14 protein-coding genes and 2 rRNA genes are annotated in these 22,829 nt (G+C 40.6%); 9 read left to right on the top strand and 7 right to left on the bottom strand.

Annotated features, from left to right (window positions below; genetic code table 11):
* Positions 1-174: 174 nt before the first annotated feature.
* Positions 175-1,137, top strand: coding sequence for a polyprenyl synthetase family protein (locus ABXG83_RS13290; RefSeq protein WP_353549348.1), 963 nt, complete (start codon positions 175-177; stop codon positions 1,135-1,137).
* On the top strand, positions 1,137-2,834 hold the full coding sequence (recJ, locus tag ABXG83_RS13285; protein WP_353549347.1) for a single-stranded-DNA-specific exonuclease RecJ: 1,698 nt from the start codon (positions 1,137-1,139) through the stop codon (positions 2,832-2,834). The genes ABXG83_RS13290 and recJ overlap by 1 nt, the downstream gene beginning before the upstream one ends.
* Here the strand turns inward: recJ and ABXG83_RS13280 are convergent.
* A complete protein-coding gene (locus tag ABXG83_RS13280) occupies positions 2,823-3,860 on the bottom strand; it encodes a ferredoxin--NADP reductase (protein WP_353549346.1) in 1,038 nt (345 codons plus the stop codon). The genes recJ and ABXG83_RS13280 overlap by 12 nt on opposite strands.
* A 101-nt stretch (positions 3,861-3,961) precedes the next feature.
* Positions 3,962-5,809 (bottom strand): molecular chaperone HtpG, encoded by a 1,848-nt coding sequence (htpG, locus tag ABXG83_RS13275; RefSeq protein ID WP_353549345.1) that lies wholly within the window; start codon positions 5,807-5,809, stop codon positions 3,962-3,964.
* Between the two features lie 169 nt (positions 5,810-5,978).
* On the opposite strand from htpG, the gene ABXG83_RS13270 reads away from it, so the two are divergent.
* Positions 5,979-10,148, top strand: a complete 4,170-nt coding sequence (locus ABXG83_RS13270; protein ID WP_353549344.1) for an Ig-like domain-containing protein — start codon at positions 5,979-5,981, stop codon at positions 10,146-10,148.
* Positions 10,149-10,198: 50 nt separating this feature from the next.
* Here ABXG83_RS13270 and ABXG83_RS13265 read toward each other — a convergent pair whose 3' ends face one another.
* Together ABXG83_RS13265 and ABXG83_RS13260 are read right to left on the bottom strand one after the other, a co-directional pair.
* On the bottom strand, positions 10,199-11,512 hold the full coding sequence (locus ABXG83_RS13265; RefSeq protein WP_353549343.1) for a DUF5689 domain-containing protein: 1,314 nt from the start codon (positions 11,510-11,512) through the stop codon (positions 10,199-10,201).
* A gap of 36 nt (positions 11,513-11,548) precedes the next feature.
* Entirely contained in the window at positions 11,549-14,107 is a 2,559-nt protein-coding gene (locus ABXG83_RS13260) for a TonB-dependent receptor (RefSeq protein ID WP_353549342.1), read from the bottom strand.
* A gap of 117 nt (positions 14,108-14,224) precedes the next feature.
* Here ABXG83_RS13260 and ABXG83_RS13255 point away from each other — a divergent pair, with 117 nt between their 5' ends.
* The 6 genes from ABXG83_RS13255 to ABXG83_RS13230 all read left to right on the top strand — a co-directional run bounded on the left by ABXG83_RS13255 (position 14,225) and on the right by ABXG83_RS13230 (position 18,335).
* The gene (locus ABXG83_RS13255; protein WP_353549341.1) at positions 14,225-15,274 is read left to right on the top strand and encodes an endonuclease/exonuclease/phosphatase; all 1,050 of its coding nucleotides are present in this window, start codon (positions 14,225-14,227) and stop codon (positions 15,272-15,274) included.
* Positions 15,275-15,499: 225 nt separating this feature from the next.
* Positions 15,500-15,853, top strand: coding sequence for a 30S ribosomal protein S6 (gene rpsF, locus ABXG83_RS13250; RefSeq protein WP_353549340.1), 354 nt, complete (start codon positions 15,500-15,502; stop codon positions 15,851-15,853).
* Positions 15,854-15,855: 2 nt separating this feature from the next.
* Positions 15,856-16,119: a 30S ribosomal protein S18 gene (gene rpsR / locus ABXG83_RS13245; RefSeq protein WP_133473151.1), complete on the top strand. Its 264-nt coding sequence runs from the start codon at positions 15,856-15,858 to the stop codon at positions 16,117-16,119.
* A 129-nt stretch (positions 16,120-16,248) separates the two neighbouring features.
* Positions 16,249-16,695 (top strand): 50S ribosomal protein L9, encoded by a 447-nt coding sequence (gene rplI / locus ABXG83_RS13240; protein WP_353549339.1) that lies wholly within the window; start codon positions 16,249-16,251, stop codon positions 16,693-16,695.
* A 252-nt stretch (positions 16,696-16,947) separates the two neighbouring features.
* On the top strand, positions 16,948-17,337 hold the full coding sequence (locus ABXG83_RS13235) for an RNA-binding protein (protein ID WP_353549338.1): 390 nt from the start codon (positions 16,948-16,950) through the stop codon (positions 17,335-17,337).
* Between the two features lie 113 nt (positions 17,338-17,450).
* Positions 17,451-18,335 (top strand): aldo/keto reductase, encoded by an 885-nt coding sequence (locus ABXG83_RS13230; RefSeq protein WP_353549337.1) that lies wholly within the window; start codon positions 17,451-17,453, stop codon positions 18,333-18,335.
* Positions 18,336-18,347: 12 nt separating this feature from the next.
* Here ABXG83_RS13230 and ABXG83_RS13225 read toward each other — a convergent pair whose 3' ends face one another.
* From ABXG83_RS13225 to ABXG83_RS13215, 3 genes are all read right to left on the bottom strand, one after another.
* Positions 18,348-19,625, bottom strand: a complete 1,278-nt coding sequence (locus ABXG83_RS13225) for a HAMP domain-containing sensor histidine kinase (RefSeq protein WP_353549336.1) — start codon at positions 19,623-19,625, stop codon at positions 18,348-18,350.
* Positions 19,626-19,746: 121 nt separating this feature from the next.
* A 5S ribosomal RNA gene (rrf, locus tag ABXG83_RS13220) occupies positions 19,747-19,857 on the bottom strand.
* Positions 19,858-19,927: 70 nt separating this feature from the next.
* Positions 19,928-22,728 (bottom strand): 23S ribosomal RNA (locus ABXG83_RS13215).
* Positions 22,729-22,829 lie beyond the last annotated feature (101 nt).

Below are 22,829 nucleotides of genomic sequence, written 5' to 3'. Positions count from 1 at the left end.
TAAATAAACATTGCAAATTTACATATTATGAAACAAATTGACAATATTTATACAAATATATTGTTTAATCTCCATTAGCAACAATATTCATACCAGACTCAATTTCAATGCAGAACGCTGCATTTAACGACCGATTGTTGTTAGCGATGGTTATCTTGCAACTAATTAAGAACGATGGAATTAGCTAAAAAAGTAATATCAGAGGAATTAGTTCATTTCGAAGTGCATTTCAGGGAAGCTGTCAAAAGTAGAGTGGCTTTACTGGACCGTATCATGCAATACATCGTAAAGCGGAAAGGTAAACAGCTAAGACCTATGTTCGTTTTATTGAGTGCCCGACTAGGGGGTGAAGTCAATGATAGCACTTATCGGGCAGCCTCCTTGGTAGAATTACTGCATACCGCTACCCTAGTACATGATGATGTGGTCGATGATGCAATGGAAAGACGTGGCTTCTTCTCGATCAATGCACTTTGGAAAAATAAGATCGCCGTTCTTGTGGGTGATTACCTGCTTTCAAAAGGACTTTTATTATCCCTCAACAATAAAGACCATGAAGTACTGCGGATTTTATCTGAAGCAGTACGATTGATGAGTGAAGGAGAATTGCTTCAAATCGAAAAAGCAAGAAATCTAAACCTCAAAGAATCCATTTATTATGAAATAATCAATGGAAAAACCGCCTCTCTTTTAGCCTCCGCGTGCGCCGCAGGAGCATCCACTACTTTTACCGATCAACAAGATGTAGAAAAGATGAGACTCTTCGGTGAAAAAGTAGGCATGGCATTCCAAATCAAAGACGATCTCTTTGACTATGGAACAGAAGATATTGGAAAACCAACCGGCAATGATATCAAAGAAAAAAAGTTAACCCTGCCTTTGATCTACACATTGAATAACTGCAGTCCGGATATCAGAAGAAAGATCATCTATATCATCAAAAATGAGAACACTCAAAAAGATAAGGTGAAGTTTGTTATAGATCATGTTGTTACTACCGGCGGAATCGCATACGCCACACAAAAAATGTTCGCCTTCCGTGATGAAGCTTTAACGATACTGCATCAATTTCCTCACTCCCAATTCAGAGATGCGCTTGAAGAATTGGTTCGTTATACCACTGACAGGAATTATTGATGAATAAACGATGGAATATATTAAGCAGAGATGCAGAGAAGACCGCATCGCTTCACGAAGCATTGAAGATCAATAAAACGCTTTGCGCCATTCTTGTTCAAAGAGGTATTGACACCTACGATAAAGCAAAAGATTTTTTCAGACCCCAGCTTTCGCAGTTACACAGTCCATGGAGTATGAAAGACATGGATAAAGCTGTAAACAGAATACTTCATGCATTTCAGCAACATGAAAAGATCCTGGTATTTGGAGATTATGATGTTGATGGTACTACTGCTGTAGCATCTATGTATCAGTATCTTTCTGAGATTTATGATCAGGTGGATTTTTATATTCCCCACCGTTACCGCGAAGGATATGGTGTTTCAAAAATGGGGATTGACTATGCCAAAGAAACAGGAATTACATTGATCATTTCGCTTGACTGCGGTATCAAATCAGTTGACCTGATCCAATATGCAAAATCATTGGATATTGATTTTATCGTTTGTGATCACCATTTACCGGATCAGGAATTACCACCCGCAGCAGCCATTTTGAATCCCAAGCAAATTGATTGTGCATACCCTTATAAAGAATTATGTGGATGCGGAGTGGGTTTTAAATTGATGACTGCTATCAGTGAAAAATTATCACTTCCGGAAAGTACACATTTAGCATATCTGGATCTGGTTGCTACGGCGATCGCTGCAGATATTGTTCCTATCAGCGGAGAAAACAGAATACTTGCTTATTATGGTCTGGAGAAAGTAAATCAAAACCCTTGTGCCGGCATCAAAGCGTTGATGGAGCTGGCGGCTGTTCAAAAAACCATGTACATCAATAACCTGGTTTTCATCATAGCTCCTAGGGTGAATGCTGCAGGCAGAATGGATGATGCCAAAAAAGCGGTTCAGCTATTCATTGAAAAAGATCCTGCTAAAGCCATGTCTTTTGCCGAAATGCTACACAGTGATAATGCTGATCGCAGAGAAGCTGATAGTTCTATTACTGAAGAAGCATTGGCATTGATCGAAGCTGATCCGGCTTTCCCCCGTAAAAAAACTACGGTTGTGTATCAGGAGCACTGGCATAAAGGGGTTGTAGGGATCGTTGCCAGTAGATTGATTGAAAAACATTATCGCCCAACCATTGTATTAACCAAAAGCGGCGAATATGTTGCCGGCAGTGCCAGAAGTGTTGCAGGATTTAACTTGTATGAAGCCATACACGCTTGCCGTGAACATCTTCTAGGATATGGCGGACATTTCGCAGCAGCAGGCATGACGCTTCTACCAGAAAAAGTGAATGATTTTGCTATTGCATTTGAAAAAGCAGTAGAGGAACAAATACAACCCGAACAACTCATACCCGAGATCGTTATAGATGCGCCAATTCAATTTGAAGCTATTACGCCTACGCTGTATAACATTCTTAAACAGATGGAACCTTTTGGTCCGGATAATATGCGGCCTGTTTTTATAGCAGAGAAAGTCAATGATACAGGGTTTTCTAAAATTGTAAAAGACCAGCATATCCGATTTGTAGTGAAACAAAAAAATATAACACTCACAGGTATCGGCTTCAATATGGCGAATAAATTTGAATTACTACAACAGCAAAAACCAGTTGACCTTGTTTTTACATTGGATGAAAATGAGTGGAATGGAGAAAAATCGATACAACTGAAAATGATCGATATCAGATCAAGTATCTGAACCAATCATCAGCCAAATATCCCCGTCAATCGGATAACCTGTACAAGTCAATATTCTACCGTTACGGATCTCCTCTTCCATCAACACCTCATTTTTATACATCCAGACTTTTCCTTTGACACAGGTTACGGAACAAGTTCCACACTGACCTGCTTCACAACTAAAAGGCAATTGTACTCCATTCCGTTTGGCAGACTGTAAGATGGTATCAGGATATTTGCTGGTCCAAGACCATTCTTTTCCATTTGCAATAATGTTGATCGTATGAGCATCGGTATCAGGAGGTGCTATCGTCACTGTTGGTTTTTCAATTACAAACTGTTCTTTCCTGATCTGTTCATTTGAAAAGCCCATGCTTTTAGCAACAATACCAATCATCAACATATACTGAAAAGGTCCACACAAATACAGCCATGCATTGGATCTTTCAGTACCTATTTCATTGGCAAGTATTTCACTCACGATCGAACTACTCAACCTTGCTTTGCGATAATCATTTGCATCACTAAAAAAGAAATAAATAGAGAACAAGGATCTGTATTGAGATGAAAGCTTCATCAGTTCCTCATAAAAAATTACATCTTGTTTCGACTGATTACTATATACCAAAACGATCTTTGCTGCCGTTTGTTTCTTTAGCAATGCTTTGATCTGTGCATATATCGGCGTGATCCCACTTCCTGCAGCAAAAAAAACAAAACGACCCATTCCATGCTTATCACTTTGATGGGGCAATGTGAAAAAACCTGTCGGCTTTAATCCTGTAAGATGATCTCCCACTTTTGTTCTTTCAACCAATATTCTTGAATAAGACCCATTTGGAATTCTTTTAACAGTGATGCTCAGTGGTTCGTCTGAAATAGAAGTGATTGAATAACTCCTTCTCTCCTCCTTACCATTTCGATCAGAAAATATGAGTGTAATGAATTGTCCGGGTTCATAATCTATACTACTGTTCTGTGCATCCAATACCAGGCTTACTGCATCATCCGTTTCTTTGATCACATCCTTGACTAAATATTGCATACACTTATGTTGAGTGACATGAAAATAACGATTACACGTCAGTATCATATACAAAAAAAGGTCTGCATGGGCAGACCTTTTTAACTCTTATTATCGATTCATCAAGCTTTGACCTGTTCGGTTTGCAACAGTTCAACACTTCGATTAATGAAATTGGTGAGATCATTCCCTTTCAGCAGTCCTTGCGAAAGCAAGGCCAGATCTGCGAGGTTACGAACTTGTTTTTGCTGCATTTCAGTATCACTTTGCTTGAGTAGTTGTTGGTAGATGGGATGATTACCATTTACCGTGAGTGTTACTTCATCAGGCATCTGAGCATAGAATGCAGTCATGCCTCCACCAACACCAGCCATATCTTTCATGCGACGCATAAATTCAGGGCGGGTTGCAATAACGGGCGCGGATTCAGGGCTCAATCCCTTGATCTCGGTAGTGACATGAAGATCAGGGATGGTCAGTGTAAACAATTCTTTTAATTTATCTGACTCTTCGTTACTTAAAACAGTTTGATTAGACTCTTGCTTATCGATCAGGTTATCGACAATATCAGCATCTACACGCACAAAGCTTACATTTTCCCATTTCATTTCCATGGTATTAATGAAAGCAGCGTCTACCAATGTTTCCATTTTCACAACTGAATATCCCTTTGTTTTACATGCCTGGATATATGCATCCTGCTGAACGGGATTGGTGGTATAAAGAATGATATGTTTACCTTCTTTATTTTTTTGTATGCCCTCAGTTGCTGTTTTATATTCTTCCAATGTGTGGAATTTACCCTCCACATCTTCCATGATGATGAACTTATTCGCTTTTTCCAGGAATTTATCATCTGTCATCATTCCATATTTCACAAACAATCCAAGGCTTTCCCATTTTTCTTCGAATGAAGTTCTTTCATTACGGAAGATCTCTTCCAGCTTATCTGCTACTTTTTTAGTGATGTGCGCATTGATCTTTTTCACATTTGGATCGCCTTGCAAATAGCTTCTACTAACATTCAGAGGAATATCCGGGCTATCGATAACACCATGTAACAGCATCAAAAATTCAGGAACAATATCTTTCACTTCATCTGTTACAAATACCTGGTTACAATACAGTTGTATTTTATCTTTTTGGATCTCATAGCTCTGCTTGATCTTCGGGAAGTACAATACACCTGTAAGGTTAAATGGATAGTCTACATTCAGATGTATCCAGAAAAGCGGTGTTTCTCCAAATGGATATAATTCACGATAAAATTTTTCGTAGTCTTCTTTAGATAACTCTGAAGGTTTTTTGATCCAGATCGGATTGGTATTGTTGATTGGTTTTTCCTCTTCTTCTTTTTTCTGTCCTTCTTCAGAAAAATAGATAGGGATAGGTAAAAATTTACAGAAGCGTTCCAGTATACTTTTGATACGCGAAGCTTCTAAAAACTCCTTACTTTCTTCATTAACGTGTAATACGATTTTAGTACCACGATCGTTATAATCCGTTTCATACAGTTCGTATTCCGGACTTCCATCGCAGCTCCAGAAGACACCGCTACCATCTTTGAAACTTTTGGAGTGGATATCAACCTTATCACTTACCATGAAAGCGCTGTAAAATCCTAATCCAAAATGACCAATGATGTTTGCATCCTTATACTTGTTGACAAACTCCTCCGCCCCGCTAAACGCTACTTGATTGATGTATTTGTCTACCTCTTCAGCAGTCATACCTACACCACGATCAATGATGCTTAGTGTTTTTTCTTTTGCATCCAGTACCACATCAATCCGTAACTCTCCAATATCGCCTTTTGCTTCTCCTATAGAAGAGAGCGTTTTTAATTTTTGTGAAGCGTCTACGGCATTACTTACCAGCTCACGAAGGAAAATTTCATGATCACTATACAGGAACTTTTTGATGATAGGGAAAATATTCTCCGTTTGTACACGAATCTGACCTTTTTGCATGGCTCACTTGTTTTTGCGCAAATGAACAAAGAAAATACCAAAGCGGGTCTAACTGACAGGTTGACAACTTATCCACAAAGCGAAAAATTAATAATAGGTTGTTGATGCGAAAAATTGTCATTCCCGCCTGAATTGTACTTTTACGGTACCAAACTTAAATTCAAAACCCATGAGAAAATTGTACCTGCAACTCTTTGCAGTTCTGTATTTCTTTTGCAATGGGGTATTGCTTTCACAAACTGCACCTACCCCGCAAACACTTCCTTACACACAAGATTTTAGTTCCCTGTCTAGTGCTTCGACAACCTATCCTACCGGTTTGAACGGATGGCGTTTGAGCAGTTCTAATCCTGCGAACTATAACACCGGCGGAGGAACAGGTGATGCAACCCTAACAGTTGGATCTGCCTCATCAACTGCCGGAGCTATGTATAACTACAATCAGAAAATTGGTTTTCTGAGCAGTGGTTCCGGCGACTTTGGTCTTGTGTTGGCAATCACTACATCTGGAGTTACGAATATTACCGTTGCATATGATGCCATGACCATTCGTAATGCGTATAATGGTACTACGAATACTCGTATCAATGAAATGTCATTACAATACAGAATTGGTACTACAGGAAGTTTTACAACATTGAGTAGTTCTGCATACCTAAGCAATACAACTGCTCAAACAGGCAGTGGTGTTACCACTCCTCAAAATCTTGCAGCACGTTCTATTACATTACCTGCTGCTTGTGATAACCAACCCGTAGTACAACTTCGTTGGGCAAATCGCGATCTATCGGGTGGTGGATCAAGACCCAGTTTCGCTATTGATAATATTTCTGTAACAGGTACAGGTGGTGGTGATGTCACGGCTCCTACCATCACAACCTACAATCCCGCAATTGGCGCTACCGGACTTTCGCCTTATTCCAATATCAGCATTGTATTTAGTGAAAATATAGTTGCGGGTAACGGTAATATTACCTTACACAATGTAACCAACGGAACGCAACAGTCGTTTGCAATTGGTTCATCAGCTGTTACAGTTTCAGGTAATAGCATCGCACTTTCAACCAGCCTTGGTGGGAATAAATCTTATTACATCACTTTAGATACCGGTATAGTAACAGATCAGGCAGGCAACGCTTTTGCCGGTCTTTCGAATAATAGTTGGAGTTTTTCAACCGGTGCACAACCAACCAGTTTTGATTTCAATGATTGCATCAGTAATCTGCCTGGCGGATTCAAACAATACAGCGTTAGTGGTGCCCAGGTATGGGGATGTACTACGTTTGGACAAACAGGCAATGGTGTTCAGATCAACGGATTTTCAGGCGGTGCTCAAAATAATGAAGACTGGCTGATCTCTCCTTCTTTCGATCTTTCTGATTTCAATTATCCGATCTTACGTTTTGCTTCAAGAGTGCGTTTTGCAGGTCCTTCGTTAAAGCTACTGGTATCTACTAATTACAGCGGCACAGGAAACCCGAACGCTGCTCAATGGACAGAGATCAATGGTCGTTTTGCAGAAGCAGAATCAGATGTTTGGACCACCAGTGATCAAATAGATCTTTCTGCATTTAAGGGAACCAATGTATCAATTGCTTTTGTTTATACTTCCTCCCCTGCATTGAATGCAGCTAGATGGACATTGGATGATATCAATATTCTCAACTCTTCCACCCCTGCCGCCGCAGGTCTTGATATTCGCGGAACCAATATCGACTTTGATTATGTTGCTAATGGGCAAACATCTACCAATCGTAGTTTTTCATTAGAAGGTTACAATGTCACAAGTCCGATAGTACTCACCGTACCTGCCGGCTTTGAAATAAGTTTGGATCAATCAGCGTTTACTACATCTGTGACGATAGATGCAGCTGATGCAAATACAAAGAGAACAATTTATGTTCGATTCAAACCTACAGCTGCTGATCAACAGTATAATGGGTTCGTGACCGCATCGATTAATGAAACAGGTTTAACGAATCAATCCATTGCGTTAAGCGGCACTTCATTAAGAACACTGAAAGTAGTAAACTGGAATCTCGAATGGTTCGGAAGTACTGCATCAGGTTTGGGACCAACCAATAAAAATCTTCAACAACAAAATGTACAACAAGTACTAACTACTTTGAATGCGGATCTGTATGCATTGGTAGAGATCGTTGATACATTGAGATTTAAGAATGTTGCCGAAGCTTTACCGGGTAATTATGGATATGTTGTAAATGATTATGGGTCCTATGCAGATGATGTAAATGACCCTGATTATGCCGGCGCACAAAAACTCGGATTTATTTATAACAAGGACGTCATCAAAAAAATCAGCACAAGAGGTTTACTGAGAACCAGTAGCGGCAATGCATTCAACAGTTGGGCTAGTGGACGTTATCCATTCCTGATGCAAGCAGAAGTTACATTGAATGGAGCTACCAGTCTGGTTGATTTCATCGTGATCCACGCTAAAGCTAATACGGGAAATACTGCAGATAAAATTGAATCGTACGATAGAAGAAAAGCCGGAGCTGATGAATTAAAAGATTCTTTAGATGCCATGTTCCCTAATAGCAAGATCATTATACTAGGTGATATGAATGATGATTTTGATAGAACCATCACAACTGAAGTTGCTCCAAATACAGTGAGTTCATACAGTTCTTTCTTGAATGATGCTGCCAACTATCATCCTGTCACCTTACCATTGAGCTTAAGTGGTAATAGTTCAACGGTTTCTTTCCCTGATATGATCGATCATGTGATCACTTCCAGTGAGTTGAATATTGCATATGTGCCTAATTCAGCCAAAGTATTCAGAGATGTATTAACACTGATCAGTAGCTATGCAAGTACCACTTCAGATCACTTGCCTATTATCACCAAATATGATTGGCGCTATTTTAGCAAACCCGTGATCACACTTTCAGATATGGGATTATTTGCTGACCAAGGATCTTGTTCTGCTACGATCACACTTCCAACACCTAATGTGACCGGATTTAATGCGATCAGTTCTATCACCAATGATGCACCCGCCAGTTTCCCTGTAGGTGTAACAAAAGTGACATGGACAGCCGTTGATCAATACGGCAATACCGCTACAAAAGAACAACTGATCACCGTTAGTGATAATCAAAAACCAGTCATTAAAGCTCCGGCTGCTGTTGGAGTAGTAAACACGAATGGAACTTGTAGTGCTGAGATTGAATCCTTGGGTACTCCTGAGGTTTCGGATAACTGTGGCATCGCAAGTATTAGCAATAATGCCCCAAGTGTATTCCCAGTAGGAACTACTATCGTTGTATGGACTGCAACTGATATTCATGGAAATGTTTCAGATACTTCTCATCAAACTGTAACTGTCATTGACAACCAACCTCCTGTTTTATTGACAAAATCAGCTACAGTAGCATTGGTAAATGGCAGTGCCTCTATTACAGTCAACGACTTGAATAACGGCAGTTATGATAATTGCGGTATCGCAAGCATGAATATCTCAAAGAACATTTTCAATTGTAACAATATTGGAAACAATACGATCCAATTTACCGTAACAGATATCCATGGAAATATTAGTAGCGCTAACGTGATCGTTAAAGTTTTAGGAAGTACTCCTACTGCCAATATTCAAATCGTACCTTCTGAAACAACCTTTACGGGAGGTAGTGTCAATAATATCTATTTAGGTTATGGATCACAGTCTGCTACATTGAATGTTTCCGCTAATGGTGGAGCTCCTTATACTTACAACTGGACGGGCAGCACTGGTTTGAATAACTATGTTAGTGCTAATCCGGTATTTACTCCAACTGCTGCAGGTAACTACAGCTTTACAGTAACAGTTACCAATGCGTCAGGATGTACAACTACCACCTCTGTAAGCTTCTGTGTAAGAGACATACGAGTACCTGGCACAAATGGAAAGAAAGTTTATCTCTGTCATAACAACCAGACACTCGAACTGAATGTCAATGCTGTTGATGCACATTTACGTAATCATTCAGGAGATAAACTGGGAAGTTGCTCGCAACAAGGATGTACTGTTACCTCTAGCAATAGCATTGGAAACTTTACACAAAAAATCAGTGAGGAAAAAGCGAATACAATTCAGGTGACAGTATTACCGAATCCTAGCAGTGATTATTTCACACTGAAGATCTCAGGTAAGAACCAAACCCCTGTTCAACTTCGTATCACTGACGCAAGTGGTAGAGCAATGGAAAGCAGGAATCAACTAAACGCGAATAGTACTGTGCAAGTAGGTCACAGACTGAATCCGGGTACTTACTTTGCTGAAGTGATTCAAGGATCAGAAAGAAAAGTCGTTCAACTGATCAAAATCAAATAAATATAGTCACGACTAAAATGCAAAGAGCGTCCAAATTTGGACGCTCTTTTTTAATTGCCAGCCACAACAATATTATCGATTCGAAATGTTGTTGTAAGCTTAGCTGTCTGCATGGGGGGATCATTTCCTTCATATCTAAATGCGATGTATACTTTTCCTTTCAAATGATGCAAACTAACATCGCCAGAACTCACCCATTCTTTTGGATAACCTGTTACAGAGCCTTTTGCGATAACAGCGGGTAATACTGTCCATCTAGCCTTCCATGGTGTATTCCCACCATCATAATTGGTTGAAACCAAAACCTGCAATACAGCTCCATTATTAAATCCATCCTTAGTAGAGAATTTTAGGATCTCATTACTTGTGTGATCAAGATCGATAGCAGGGAGTATCAGCCAGCTTATCACTATCTGTTCTTTGGTTGCAAATGCACTGATCTCCGCACAGGGATTTCCGGATACGATTTTAGAAAGAAAAAACTTACCTCCTGCTTCACTTAGATTTTTAAGTTGAGGAGCAGAGATCAAACTATCAGCGATCTGTCCTGAAAAGTCTTCTGCATACATTTGTTTAGGTCCGGTCACTGTGCACCGTAATCCATTCATCTGAACATCATTGGTATCTCTGATCAATAATTGTTTTTGTGTTCTGAACATACTGAATATACCTGTTATATCGCCGTGCCCTCTGGCAGTGGTCGCCGTTGCGAATTTTGCAAATCCACTTGTACGAACGTATACAGTACCAATGCCACAAGTTCTCAATGTATGTGCGATGGTTTGTTTATTAACAGCATCCGCATAGGTCTTTCCTGTATCAGTATGATCAAACTCTACTTGCGTAAGTGTAATCAGCATGCTTTGAAGAGAATCATTCAGCTCATCCATTTTCACTTTGCGAGGTACTACGTATTGATCAAGATCTCCTTTTATGATCACCCTATCAAAAAGAGGTTGAGGTATTGGTATTAGTTCGGGGAATTGCGGATCAGACCTATTCACCCCGGCACCTAATTGTATCATTCCACCATAATCACCGAGCCAAAGTCCTTTTAAGCGAATAAAGATCTTTCTTCCAATTGGATAGATATTAAATAATGAAAAACCATCCAAACGAACCGTAATACCTGCTGTACTATCTTGTATAACGATCGATTTATAAAAATTATCTGTCTTATCATTTGCGATCACCACTCCTTCGATGATCAGATCTTCAGTGATCTTTTCAAAATTATTCGGGATATGCAAACGTTTTATTTCAGTAATCGAAATATTGGCCTTCACTCTTGGGCCGGTGTATTCAGGTGGTTCATCAAAGTGTTTGACACAAGTTGTCGTTCCTGAAATGAATACGACTGCCATTAAGAATAAATAAAACGGTCTCATGATGTATACGCATTATAGATTCATCGTTATGGAAGCTGCATAATTCAATCCGGGTGAAAAGAAAAGTTTCGGCGGGAACCGGTCTGTATTTTTTGTTTCCTGATCAAAACGAAGTTGTTCATAACCGCCAGATATCACTCCTTGCTTATTTAACAGATTTTGTATACTGAATGAAAGGAAATAGCGAAGCGATCTTGCAGAAGATCTTGCTTTGATAGAAAACCCTTTTCCTAAAAATGCGTTAACTGTAAAAGCAGACGGCAGCTTTGTTTGCTGAATGATTTTATTCCAAAGATCAGATCCATATACAACCCCTTGAACGGCATCGTACGTTCTTCTAACTGGATTGAACTCCAACCAACGTTGATCAAAATAATTCCAGTTGATCCTGATAAATAATGCCTGATCATTTCGGTATTGAATACCCGAACCTAGAACTAACTGCGGAGAGCCAGCAACCCAAAAGTTCCTGGAATAAACATCCATTTTATCTAGCAGGAATTCATTGTTATCTAAAGACACTGTTACTTTCTGCCGACTGGTATATCGATGATCCCCCGCTGCTGCAGCAATATCAATTTGCCAATGCGTATTATACATGTATGCCATCCCCGCTTCAATACCCATATGTCTCTTATTGATATTTCGAATCGCATAATTCACGAAATTCCTGTACCCATCATGATAGAATGTCAATACATTCATTGCATTTCGCATCGTCGTATAATACATGCTGAATCTGAAATGGATTTTTTTTGAAGAGCGCCGATACATCAATTCTGTAGCAAAAATGTTTTCAGACTGAATGGTATCTTGTTTTGTATTACGCATCCTTGGCGACAAATACACATTGTCAGCAAGCGGTGCTTTTGAGCCAGTGACAACTGAAAAAAACAATGCTTGATCAGCAGAAATTTTATGGGTCAATACCATCTTAAACATGGCATTAAAAAAATGATCTGTTTGAGACTTCCCTTTTGAATGATCCGGGAATAATCCGTTTCTGATCATACCCTTTCGATAAAATGTTTGTTTTGAAAAGTGCAGACCTGCTATCAAGTCGTTTTTCTTTCCTTTCTTTTCCGATTGTATCCATCCATCAGCTGCTGAATAGTGCATTTGATAATCATATCCATAGCGATCGCCTTTATAGATGATACGATCAGGGGTATCTAAATCATATTGAATGATTGAAGGATCAGCAGGCAGATCACTTTCTGCAAACTGATTATAATTGACATGAAAATCAGCCCCTAATAAATCATCTGCCATTTTATAGTGGTGGTTTCTTTGCATCCTGATATGAAATCCTCCTGCTATTTGCCAGTGTTCACTAACCCTGTTTTGATAATGCATACTCAACAAAAAAACATCAGAAGCTTTTATTCTTTTTTCCAATAGATAACGTGCCCGTTTTCCACTGATAATATTTCCAGGCATTCCGTTTGCATTGGTGACCTGATCGAAACTATTACGATTGATGACATATAATTTCATCCAATTGATTTGTTGCAATGAGGGATCCTCAAGTAAACTTGTTTTGACTGTTTCGATCAATACACTGTCTGTTTGATACTCCGGCAAGTATCGATAATAATCGGGTCTAGGATCTGCTGCCTGAAACCAATCCAACCCTGTATCAGATCGCTTACCTGTGATCAAGCCTACACTGTTTTGCCAAGAACTATGATTATCTGGCTGCCATTCGTGCATGAAAACAATCACTGGTTTGTGTTGTGAAGTAATGGCTGCGTTTCTCTTCAACCCATTCTGATAACCCCAATTAGGATTATACCTGTTGCCAAAAAGATGTATCACCGGCAGGGTAACAGCTGCCTGTTTCCCATATTGATTTTGATTTCCAAAAAGGATAAAAGAAACGATATGATTTCGCGAAAGTTCTTTATCTATTCCTATGTAATAATTGATGGAAGAATAACTTGCTGCTGTTCCCATCGCTTCTTTTGCCAATCGAATTACTAATGTTCCTGAAAAAGTCCAGCCATGGTGATTCGGAACGCTGGTGTATCCCAACTGATATCGATGGGTATGGGTTCTATTGGATAGTCCGTATACCCATTGCAGCTGTTGCCGTTGCGATGAAGCGCGCATATCCGTGGATATGATAGTTCCGACATCACCCATCCAATGCTCTTGAAAGCGAATGGGTAGATATTCAATGCTGTTTTTCATGACCGATTGTAATCCACTCCATAATGACCAGGCGGGATTTCCGTCATCGAGTTGATTCATGTTCAATCCATTGATAAGCACCTGACTAACACTTGCCTCATACCCTCTAGGTCTGAATCGAAAAGTATTGAATTGAAAGGATGCCATTTGATGAAACACATCTTTCTCCGCATACAGAGGTGAAGAATGTCCGACAGATGTGAGCACAGTTCGTTCCCGCTCGTTCATCAATATCGCATCAGATTCCACGGATTGCTGTTGCTCTGCGATCAGGAGTAATAAACTATCTGTATGAATCGGAATCGTATCTGACACATGATGCTGCTCAATATGAATAAGTGTTCCTGCAGAAAAGAAAAGGAAAAATAAAAAAGGCATGTTATGAATTTGCATCAAAGTAATCCGATGATATATACCCAAAAACACCAGCGATCATTTTTGCGGGAAATACGGTACACAAAAGATGTATTTAGCGAAGCATATCAACTCTTTTCTATGAAAAATCTATTGCTTGCTATATCACTGTTGGGTTGCACCATAACATCACAAGCACAATTAAAGCGCTATCAAGTTGCTGTGATCGGTTTTTACAATCTCGAGAACCTATATGATACGATCGATCATCCGATCAATAATGATGATGAGTTTACGCCAAGAGGTGCCAAAAAGTATAACACTGTTATTTTCCGTGATAAGCTGAACAAGCTGGCTTCCGTGATCAAGGATATCGGAACTGAATATCATGAATCCGGTGTAGCAATTTTAGGAGTAGTGGAAATAGAGAATGATACAGTACTTCAATTCCTCATACAACATCCTGCATTGAAAAAAAGAAATTATCATATCGTGCATGCTTCATCCAAAGATCTAAGAGGTGTGGATGTTGGATTGTTATATCAACCTTCATTATTTCATCCGATAGTTGCACAAAAATTATTTGTACCACTGCCAGGAAAAAGTAAGGACGCTTCTTTTACGCGAGATATTCTTTACATAAAAGGCATGATGATGACGGATACGGTGCATTTATATGTTAATCACTGGCCTAGTAGAAGAGGCGGGGAAGAAAGAAGTGCATCAGCAAGAATGGCTGCAGCAACGATTTGCAGAAAGCACATTGATTCCATACAAGTCGTAACACCCACAGCTAAAATCATAGTGATGGGAGATTTGAATGATGACCCGGAAGATAACAGTATTGTTCAGGGATTACATACAAGATCAGATCCGGGCGGACTGAAAGAGGGTGAACTGTATAATCCATGGGTACAACAGCTAAAGCGGGGAAACGGTACGCTGGCTCATAAAGACAGTTGGGGGCTTTTTGATCAGATCCTTATTTCAGGATCCTGGCTCAAGAGAGAACCTGATCAATTCTTCTTTTTCAAAGAGTACGTGTACAATAAGTCCTATTTAACAGAGTACACGGGGAGATATAAAGGATATCCGATGCGTACCTGGGAAGGAAACCGCTACCGGGGAGGGTATAGCGATCACTTTCCTGTGTATACCATATTTCTTAGATATTTATCTGAAAATCAATGAAATAAGGTCTATTTTGCCTGCCGATTTCAGGTAAGGATATGGTTTTTGTGCTTACTGCCGCATATTCCTTGGTTTTGGGCGTTCATTTTCAAGTTTCTTCTTCCTTTTTATGGTGTTTTTCCATACCTTTGCAGCCCCAAATCTGTTTTGGCAGATTTCCTCCCAACAGTAATGTCGGGGGGATCCACTGGGAAAAACCAATTTAAAAACCTAAAAATTCAGGTAATGAGTAATTACGAATTGATGGTGATTTTCACTCCGGTGCTGTCTGAAGAAGATTTCAAAGCTTCTCAGAAAAAGTACGAAGACTTCATCAAAGAAAATGGTGGATCTATTGTACATAGCAATCCATGGGGATTAAAATCACTGGCTTACCCGATCCAGAAGAAAACCACAGGTATTTACTGGGTGCTGGAATACAGTGGGCCAACCGACCTCAATGAAAAGCTGAAAATTCAGCTGTTACGTGACGAACAAGTAATGCGTCACATGGTAACCAAACTCGATAAATACGCCGTCGAGTACAACTACAAGAAAAGAAATGGCGGATTTGCTGTAACTGAAAAAACGGAGGGTTAATCATGGCAAAGAATGAGATCAAATACCTGACCGCGATCAAACAGGAGAAGCCAAAGAAAAAATTCTGCCGCTTCAAGAAGTATGGCATTAAATACGTTGACTATAAGGATATCGAGTTCCTGAAGAAATTCATCAACGAACAAGGTAAATTATTGCCTCGTCGTTTGTCTGGTAACTCTTTGAAATATCAGCGTAAAGTATCTGATGCAGTTAAGAAAGCACGCCAGATGGCGCTGTTGCCTTATGTAACGGATCTTTTAAAGTAAAAATTAAAAAATCAAAAGCGAATTTGGTTTTGATTTTCTCTTAATTAGTCACCTTCCCTAACCCCGATAAAATCGGGAGACAGTCTGGCCGCAGGTAAGACTGGGCTCTTGGGAACTAAAAAAACAACCATGCAAGTAATTTTAATTCAGGATGTAGACAATCTGGGTGGACGTAATGAACTGGTTAACGTTAAGAACGGATATGCCAGAAACTTTTTGATCCCACAGAAGTTTGCAGTAGAAGCAAACCCTTCTAATTTGAAACAATTGGAAGAGCGTTTGAAAGTTCAGGCGAAGAAAGAAGCTGCAATGTTAGCTGAGATCAATAAAGTGATCGATGTATTGAAAGCTGCTCCTGTTAAGTTAACCGCTAAGACCGGTACCAGCGGTAAGATCTTCGGAACCATCACTTCTTTACAGATCGCTAGAGCGATTCGTGACCAAAAAGGTTATGAGATCGATCGTAAGCGTATCTCTATCGTAGATGATGTGAAAGAACTGGGATCTTACAAAGCTTCTATTGATTTCGGTAATGGTAACGTTACAGAAATTGATTTTGAAGTAGTTGGAGAATAATTCCTTTCTAAAAGTCTCAAGCCCTTGTTCTATTGAACAGGGGCTTTTTATTACCCAGAAGCTGGTATTTTTCCTGATTTCCCGCTTTTCCGGTTCAAAATCCGAAAAAAACTTGCCAATCAGCCAAAATCACTATCTTCGGTAGTCCAATGATAGGTCTTCCATATCTCAGAACGTTTTTACGTAAATGTTTCAGGATTTTTGGTTACTGGTTTCTCATTGGTTTTTGATCACTTAATTTTTTAAAAGAACATGAACATTTACGTTGGAAATCTGAACTGGAACATGACCAGTGATGATCTGCAGAACCTGTTTACTCCCTATGGTGAAGTAACGAGCGCCAAAATTGTTACCGACAAATTCAATAACGACCGCAGCAAAGGTTTCGGTTTCGTTGAAATGTCTGATGATGAAGCAGCTCGTACTGCTATCAGCGCTCTACATGACACTGAAGTGTTAGGTCGCAAGATCGTAGTAAACGAATCTACCCCACGCCCTGAAGGTGAAAGAGGCGGCTTCAAGAAGAAGAGCTTTGGCGGCGGCGGTGGCCGTGGCGGATTTGGTGGTGGCAACCGTGGTGGCGGTGGCGGATACAACCGCGATCGTGGAAACGGTGGTGGTGGAGGTTATAACAGATATTAATCCTATTACACTACAAACAATTTCAAGTCCTGTTTCATCTGATGAAACAGGACTTTTTTATTTTATTCATCTTCGGTTTCAGTCATTTACTTTGATTTAAGTAATTTAAATGCATGAATCAATCATCTGTTATTAAAGCACCCATTGCAGGTTGTATGCGTTGGGGTAAGTGGGGAGCAGGATTTTCTACGAAAGAATATCGCCAATTGATTGACGCCTGTTTGGAAAATGGGATACGATCTTTTGATCATGCTGATATCTATGGCGACTACACAACTGAGGCTGAATTTGGTGATGCCTTAAAAGAAGTGCCCTCATTGAGATCATCGTTACGCATTATTACCAAATGCGGTATACAGATGGTTACACCTAATCGTGCTTCACATCAAATCAAATCTTACAATACATCAGCTGCACATATCATTGCTTCAGTAGATCAATCACTGAAAAATTTTGGAACTGACCATTTGGATCTTCTGTTGATTCATCGACCAGATCCTTTATTGAATCCCATAGAAGTAGCCGGTGCCGTTGATCATTTGAAACAACAAGGAAAGATCTTGCAGTTTGGTGTTTCAAATTTCTTACCACATCAGGTAGATATGTTGATGAACTACACATCAGTTGAATATAATCAAACAGAAATTTCCATTCTTCAACTAGCAGCTTTTTTGAACGGCACATTAGAGAATTGTGTCAAACATAAAATTATACCAATGGCCTGGGCTCCATTGGGTGGAGGCGCTTTCGATGATGATACACATCCTCGTTTCAGAAGTATCATGGGTACCGCCACTTTACTGGCATCAAAGTATGAATGTGGTGTGAATGAAATATTAATCGCTTGGCTGCATACACATCCGTCAGGTATTTTACCAGTTATAGGAACCACAAAAATTGAAAGACTGATTCAAGCCAAGAACGCAGCAAGTATTCAGATGGAAAGAGAAGACTGGTTTAAACTTTGGATAGCATCTACCGGAGAAGATGTTGCATAATATAAGTGTGGATTATTGTAAAGGTAGTTCTACGATGAAGGATGATCCTTTATACTCCTCGCTTTGTACAAAGATATGACCGTGATGTTGCTCTACAATTTGCTTACAAATAGAAAGACCCATTCCAAAGCTTTTTTCACCTAAAGTTCCCACACGCTGTGCGTTTGAGAACATATCGAAAATATGTTCTTGTTTTTCTTGCGGGATGCCGATACCCTGGTCAGTAACAGTGATACGGGCATATTTATCATCTGCTGTTATTTGTATGAATATCTTGCTTCCTTCGGAACTGAACTTCACGGCATTATTCACCAAATTTGTGATAACACGCTCGATCCGATCAACATCCATTGAGATATCGATAGGTGAAGAAAAAAAATGGGTAAGTATCTGTATATTTTTTTCATTTGCTCTCAACTGTAAAGAAGGTATCCAGGAGTTCAGCAATTGATTTAATTCTACTATTTTAAAGAGTGATTGACGAACCTGTATATCACTGTTTTGTAATAAATCGTTGATCAGGTTGAGAGCTGAGCGTGAAGATTGATCAATGAGGCGTAGGAAATTTGTTTTTTCTGCTTGAGATAAATTATCTGACTGAATCAATTCAGTAATATTAGCAATATTGGAAATAGGGCTTCGCAGATCGTGAGCTACAGTACCAAGTATCTGATCTTTTTGTCGGGTAGTAATCGCGAGTGCTCTGTTCGTATCTTCTAGTTGTTGCAGGTTACGGAAATAAATGATTTTGAAATACAATAATGATAGTACATAGAGCAGTATCGGTAAAAAAATCTTCAGTCCGGTAAAGATCAGATCTTCCATAGCCAGCTCAGCGATATCAGGAATTTGATACATCCGTATATATACAAAGGCTGCACATGCAATAGCTGCATAGATAATATACTGCCAGGAACGATCAAACAATACAACTGCAGCAACGATCATAATCAGTAATCGATACTCTCCGGAATTTTGATAGGAGTAAGCGGCTATCATTGCCACAATAGAAAGAATGATCAGAATGATGACACGATATTGCTTCCATTTACCCGAGATGGTTATCCATAAAGCCAGAGAAAAACAACTGATTTGAATAATGTTAATGAAGGCAGGAAAGTACGCTTGTTCGGAAAGATTCACAATGAGTGATAATACAGCAAATGGGGCGCCAATCAGAATAAATAGATTGAACATATAGCCCTTTTGTCTTTCGATAAAAGAAGCGTCATCAGGAATACCGAGATAAAGAAATGTAAGAATAGGGTTGTTTTTTACTCTCGGGTTCATAACAAGTATCGATTGGATATATTGGGCTTTGAAAGTAACAAGAAAATTTCATAAGTCACTGAATATGCACAGGGTACGTACAATAAAAAAGCCTCACTGAATAAACAGTGAGGCTCAATAAATATGGCAGCTACCTACTCTCCCAGCGTAATGCAAGTACCATCGGCCATGGGGGACTTAACTTCTCTGTTCGGAATGGGAAGAGGTGAACACCCCCGGCAAAACCACCATAAGATTTTAAATCATGGTAATAAACCAGTGACAATAAGTTACATATTGGGAAGGAAATGATAACAAGAAAAAAAATAAAGCTTACGGGCAATTAGTACTACTTGGCTTTGCTGTTACCAGCTTTACACCTATAGCCTATCAACGTCATAGTCTTTGACGACCCTTAAAAGTAAACTCATCTTGTGGAAGGTTTCACGCTTAGATGCTTTCAGCGTTTATCCTGTCCGTGCATAGCTACTCTGCATTGCACCTGGCGGCACAACAGATACACCAGCGGCACGTACGACCCGGTCCTCTCGTACTAAGGTCATGTCCACTCAATTTACTAGCGCCCACCACAGATAGGGACCGAACTGTCTTGCGACGTTCTGAACCCAGTTCACGTGCCACTTTAATCGGCGAACAGCCGAACCCTTGGGACCTTCTCCAGCCCCAGGATGTGACGAACCGACATCGAGGTGCCAAACCTTACCGTCGATATGAGCTCTTGGGTAAGATCAGCCTGTTATCCCCGGAGTACCTTTTATCCTTTGAGCGATGGCCCTTCCATGCAGAACCACCGGATCACTTTAGCCAGCTTTCGCTCCTGCTCGGCGTGTTTGCCTCACAGTCAAGCACCCTTATACTAATGCGCTCTACGTACGATTACCAACCGTACTGAGGGTACCTTTGCGAGCCTCCGTTACTTTTTAGGAGGCGACCACCCCAGTCAAACTACCCACCATGCAATGTCCCCTTGTTCAGGGTTAGGTTCTAAGCAACAAAAGGTTGGTATTTCAACGATGACTCCACAATGCCTGGCGACACTGCTTCAAAGTCTCCCAACTATCCTACACATTTGTTGCTCAAAATCAATGCAAAGTTGTAGTGAAGGTTCACGGGGTCTTTCCGTCCCGTGGCGGGTAACCGGCATCTTCACCGATACTACAATTTCACCGGGCTCGTGGAGGAGACAGTGTTCAACTCATTAGACCATTCGTGCAGGTCGGAACTTACCCGACAAGGAATTTCGCTACCTTAGGACCGTTATAGTTACGGCCGCCGTTTACTGGGGCTTCAGTCAGGAGCTTTGGCTTGCGCCGAACACCCTTCCTTAACCTTCCAGCACCGGGCAGGTTTCAGGCTCTATACGTCAACTTACGTTTTTGCAGGGCCCTGTGTTTTTGTTAAACAGTTGGTTGAACCATTTTACTGTGACCGCATCGCTGCGGTACGCTTTATCCCGAAGTTACAGCGTCAATTTGCCTAGTTCCTTCTCCACGGCTCACCCGAGCGCGTTAGAATACTCATCCCGTCTACCTGTGTCGGATTCCGGTACTGGCTGCTATACTCGCTTTTCTTGGCAGGGATTTTATGATTTCGCTTTGTCCGAAGACTCCACTCAGGCGTACACTTCCGTCCGTACGCAACCACCACGTCCCTGCGTCACTTTTAATGCATAGCAGGTGCTGGAATATTAACCAGCTTTCCATCAGATGCCCCTTTCGGGTTTTCCTAAGGACCAGACTAACCCTGATCCGATTAACGTTGATCAGGAAACCTTAGACTTTTCGCGTTAAAGTTTTTCACTTTAATTATCGTTACTTATGCCTACATTTTCTTTTGAAATCGCTCCAGCATATGTCGCCATACACCTTCAGTGCAGATTTCAATGCTCCCCTACCACTCAGCTAGGCTGAATTTAGAACTTCGGTTCGTAGTTTGATGCCCGATTATTTTCCGTGCAGGATCTCTCGACCAGTGAGCTGTTACGCACTCTTTAAATGAATGGCTGCTTCCAAGCCAACATCCTGGCTGTTATAGAAATCCCACCTCGTTTGATCAACTTAACTACGTATTAGGGACCTTAGTTGCTAATCTGGGTTATTTCCCTCTCGGCCCTGGACCTTAGCGCCCAAAGCCTCACTGCTGCAGATATTTATTAGCATTCGGAGTTTGTCAGGGTTTGGTAGGCGGTGAAGCCCCCTAGCCCAATCAGTAGCTCTACCTCTAATAAACTTCTATATGCAACGCTGTTCCTAAAAACATTTCGGGGAGAACGAGCTATCTCTCAGTTTGATTGGCCTTTCACCCCTATCCACAGGTCATCCCAAGACTTTTCAACGTCAACGGGTTCGGTCCTCCAGTTAGTTTTACCTAACCTTCAACCTGCCCATGGATAGATCACAAAGTTTCGCGTCTACCCCAACTGACTAATCGCCCTATTTGGACTCGCTTTCGCTTCGGCTCCGTTAAATATGAACTTAACCTCGCCAGTTAGGAGTAACTCGTAGGCTCATTATGCAAAAGGCACGCCGTCACTCATATTGCAGAGCTCCGACCGCTTGTAGGCGCACGGTTTCAGGTACTATTTCACTCCCCTGTTCGGGGTGCTTTTCACCTTTCCCTTACGGTACTGGTTCACTATCGGTGTCTGAGGAGTATTTAGCCTTACCAGATGGTGCTGGCAAATTCATGCAAGATTCCTCCGGTCCCGCATTACTCAGGATACTGCTCGTCCATGTTAATTTGTACCTACAGGGCTATCACCTGCTATGGCTCATCTTTCCAGATGATTCAGTTTGATAACACTTTCTAAATGCAGTCCTATAACCCCGAATCGGCACGCCGACTCGGTTTGGGCTGTTCCCTTTTCGCTCGCCACTACTTGGGGAATCACTGTTGTTTTCTTTTCCTCCCGGTACTTAGATGTTTCAGTTCTCGGGGTTGGCTCTCTTTCGAGTAATATACCTTCAGTATATTAGGTTGTCCCATTCGGAAATCTACGGATATAACGCTCGTGTGCAGCTCCCCGTAGCTTATCGCAGCTTACCACGTCCTTCATCGCCTCTCAGACCCTAGGCATCCACCATGCGCCCTTATTCGCTTTAAAAAATTTATCAGTTATGACCTTGCATAAGAGTCATAACCTTCTTGTTATTGATTTCGCTTTCCCAATATGTCAAAGAGCTAAAGTAAAAGTGTACAAGTATC

The sequence above is a fragment of the Sediminibacterium sp. KACHI17 genome, assembly GCF_040362915.1.
Classification (GTDB): domain Bacteria; phylum Bacteroidota; class Bacteroidia; order Chitinophagales; family Chitinophagaceae; genus Sediminibacterium.
The sequence above is the reverse complement of the archived record's forward strand: the minus strand, read 5'-3'. Positions and strand labels throughout refer to the sequence as shown.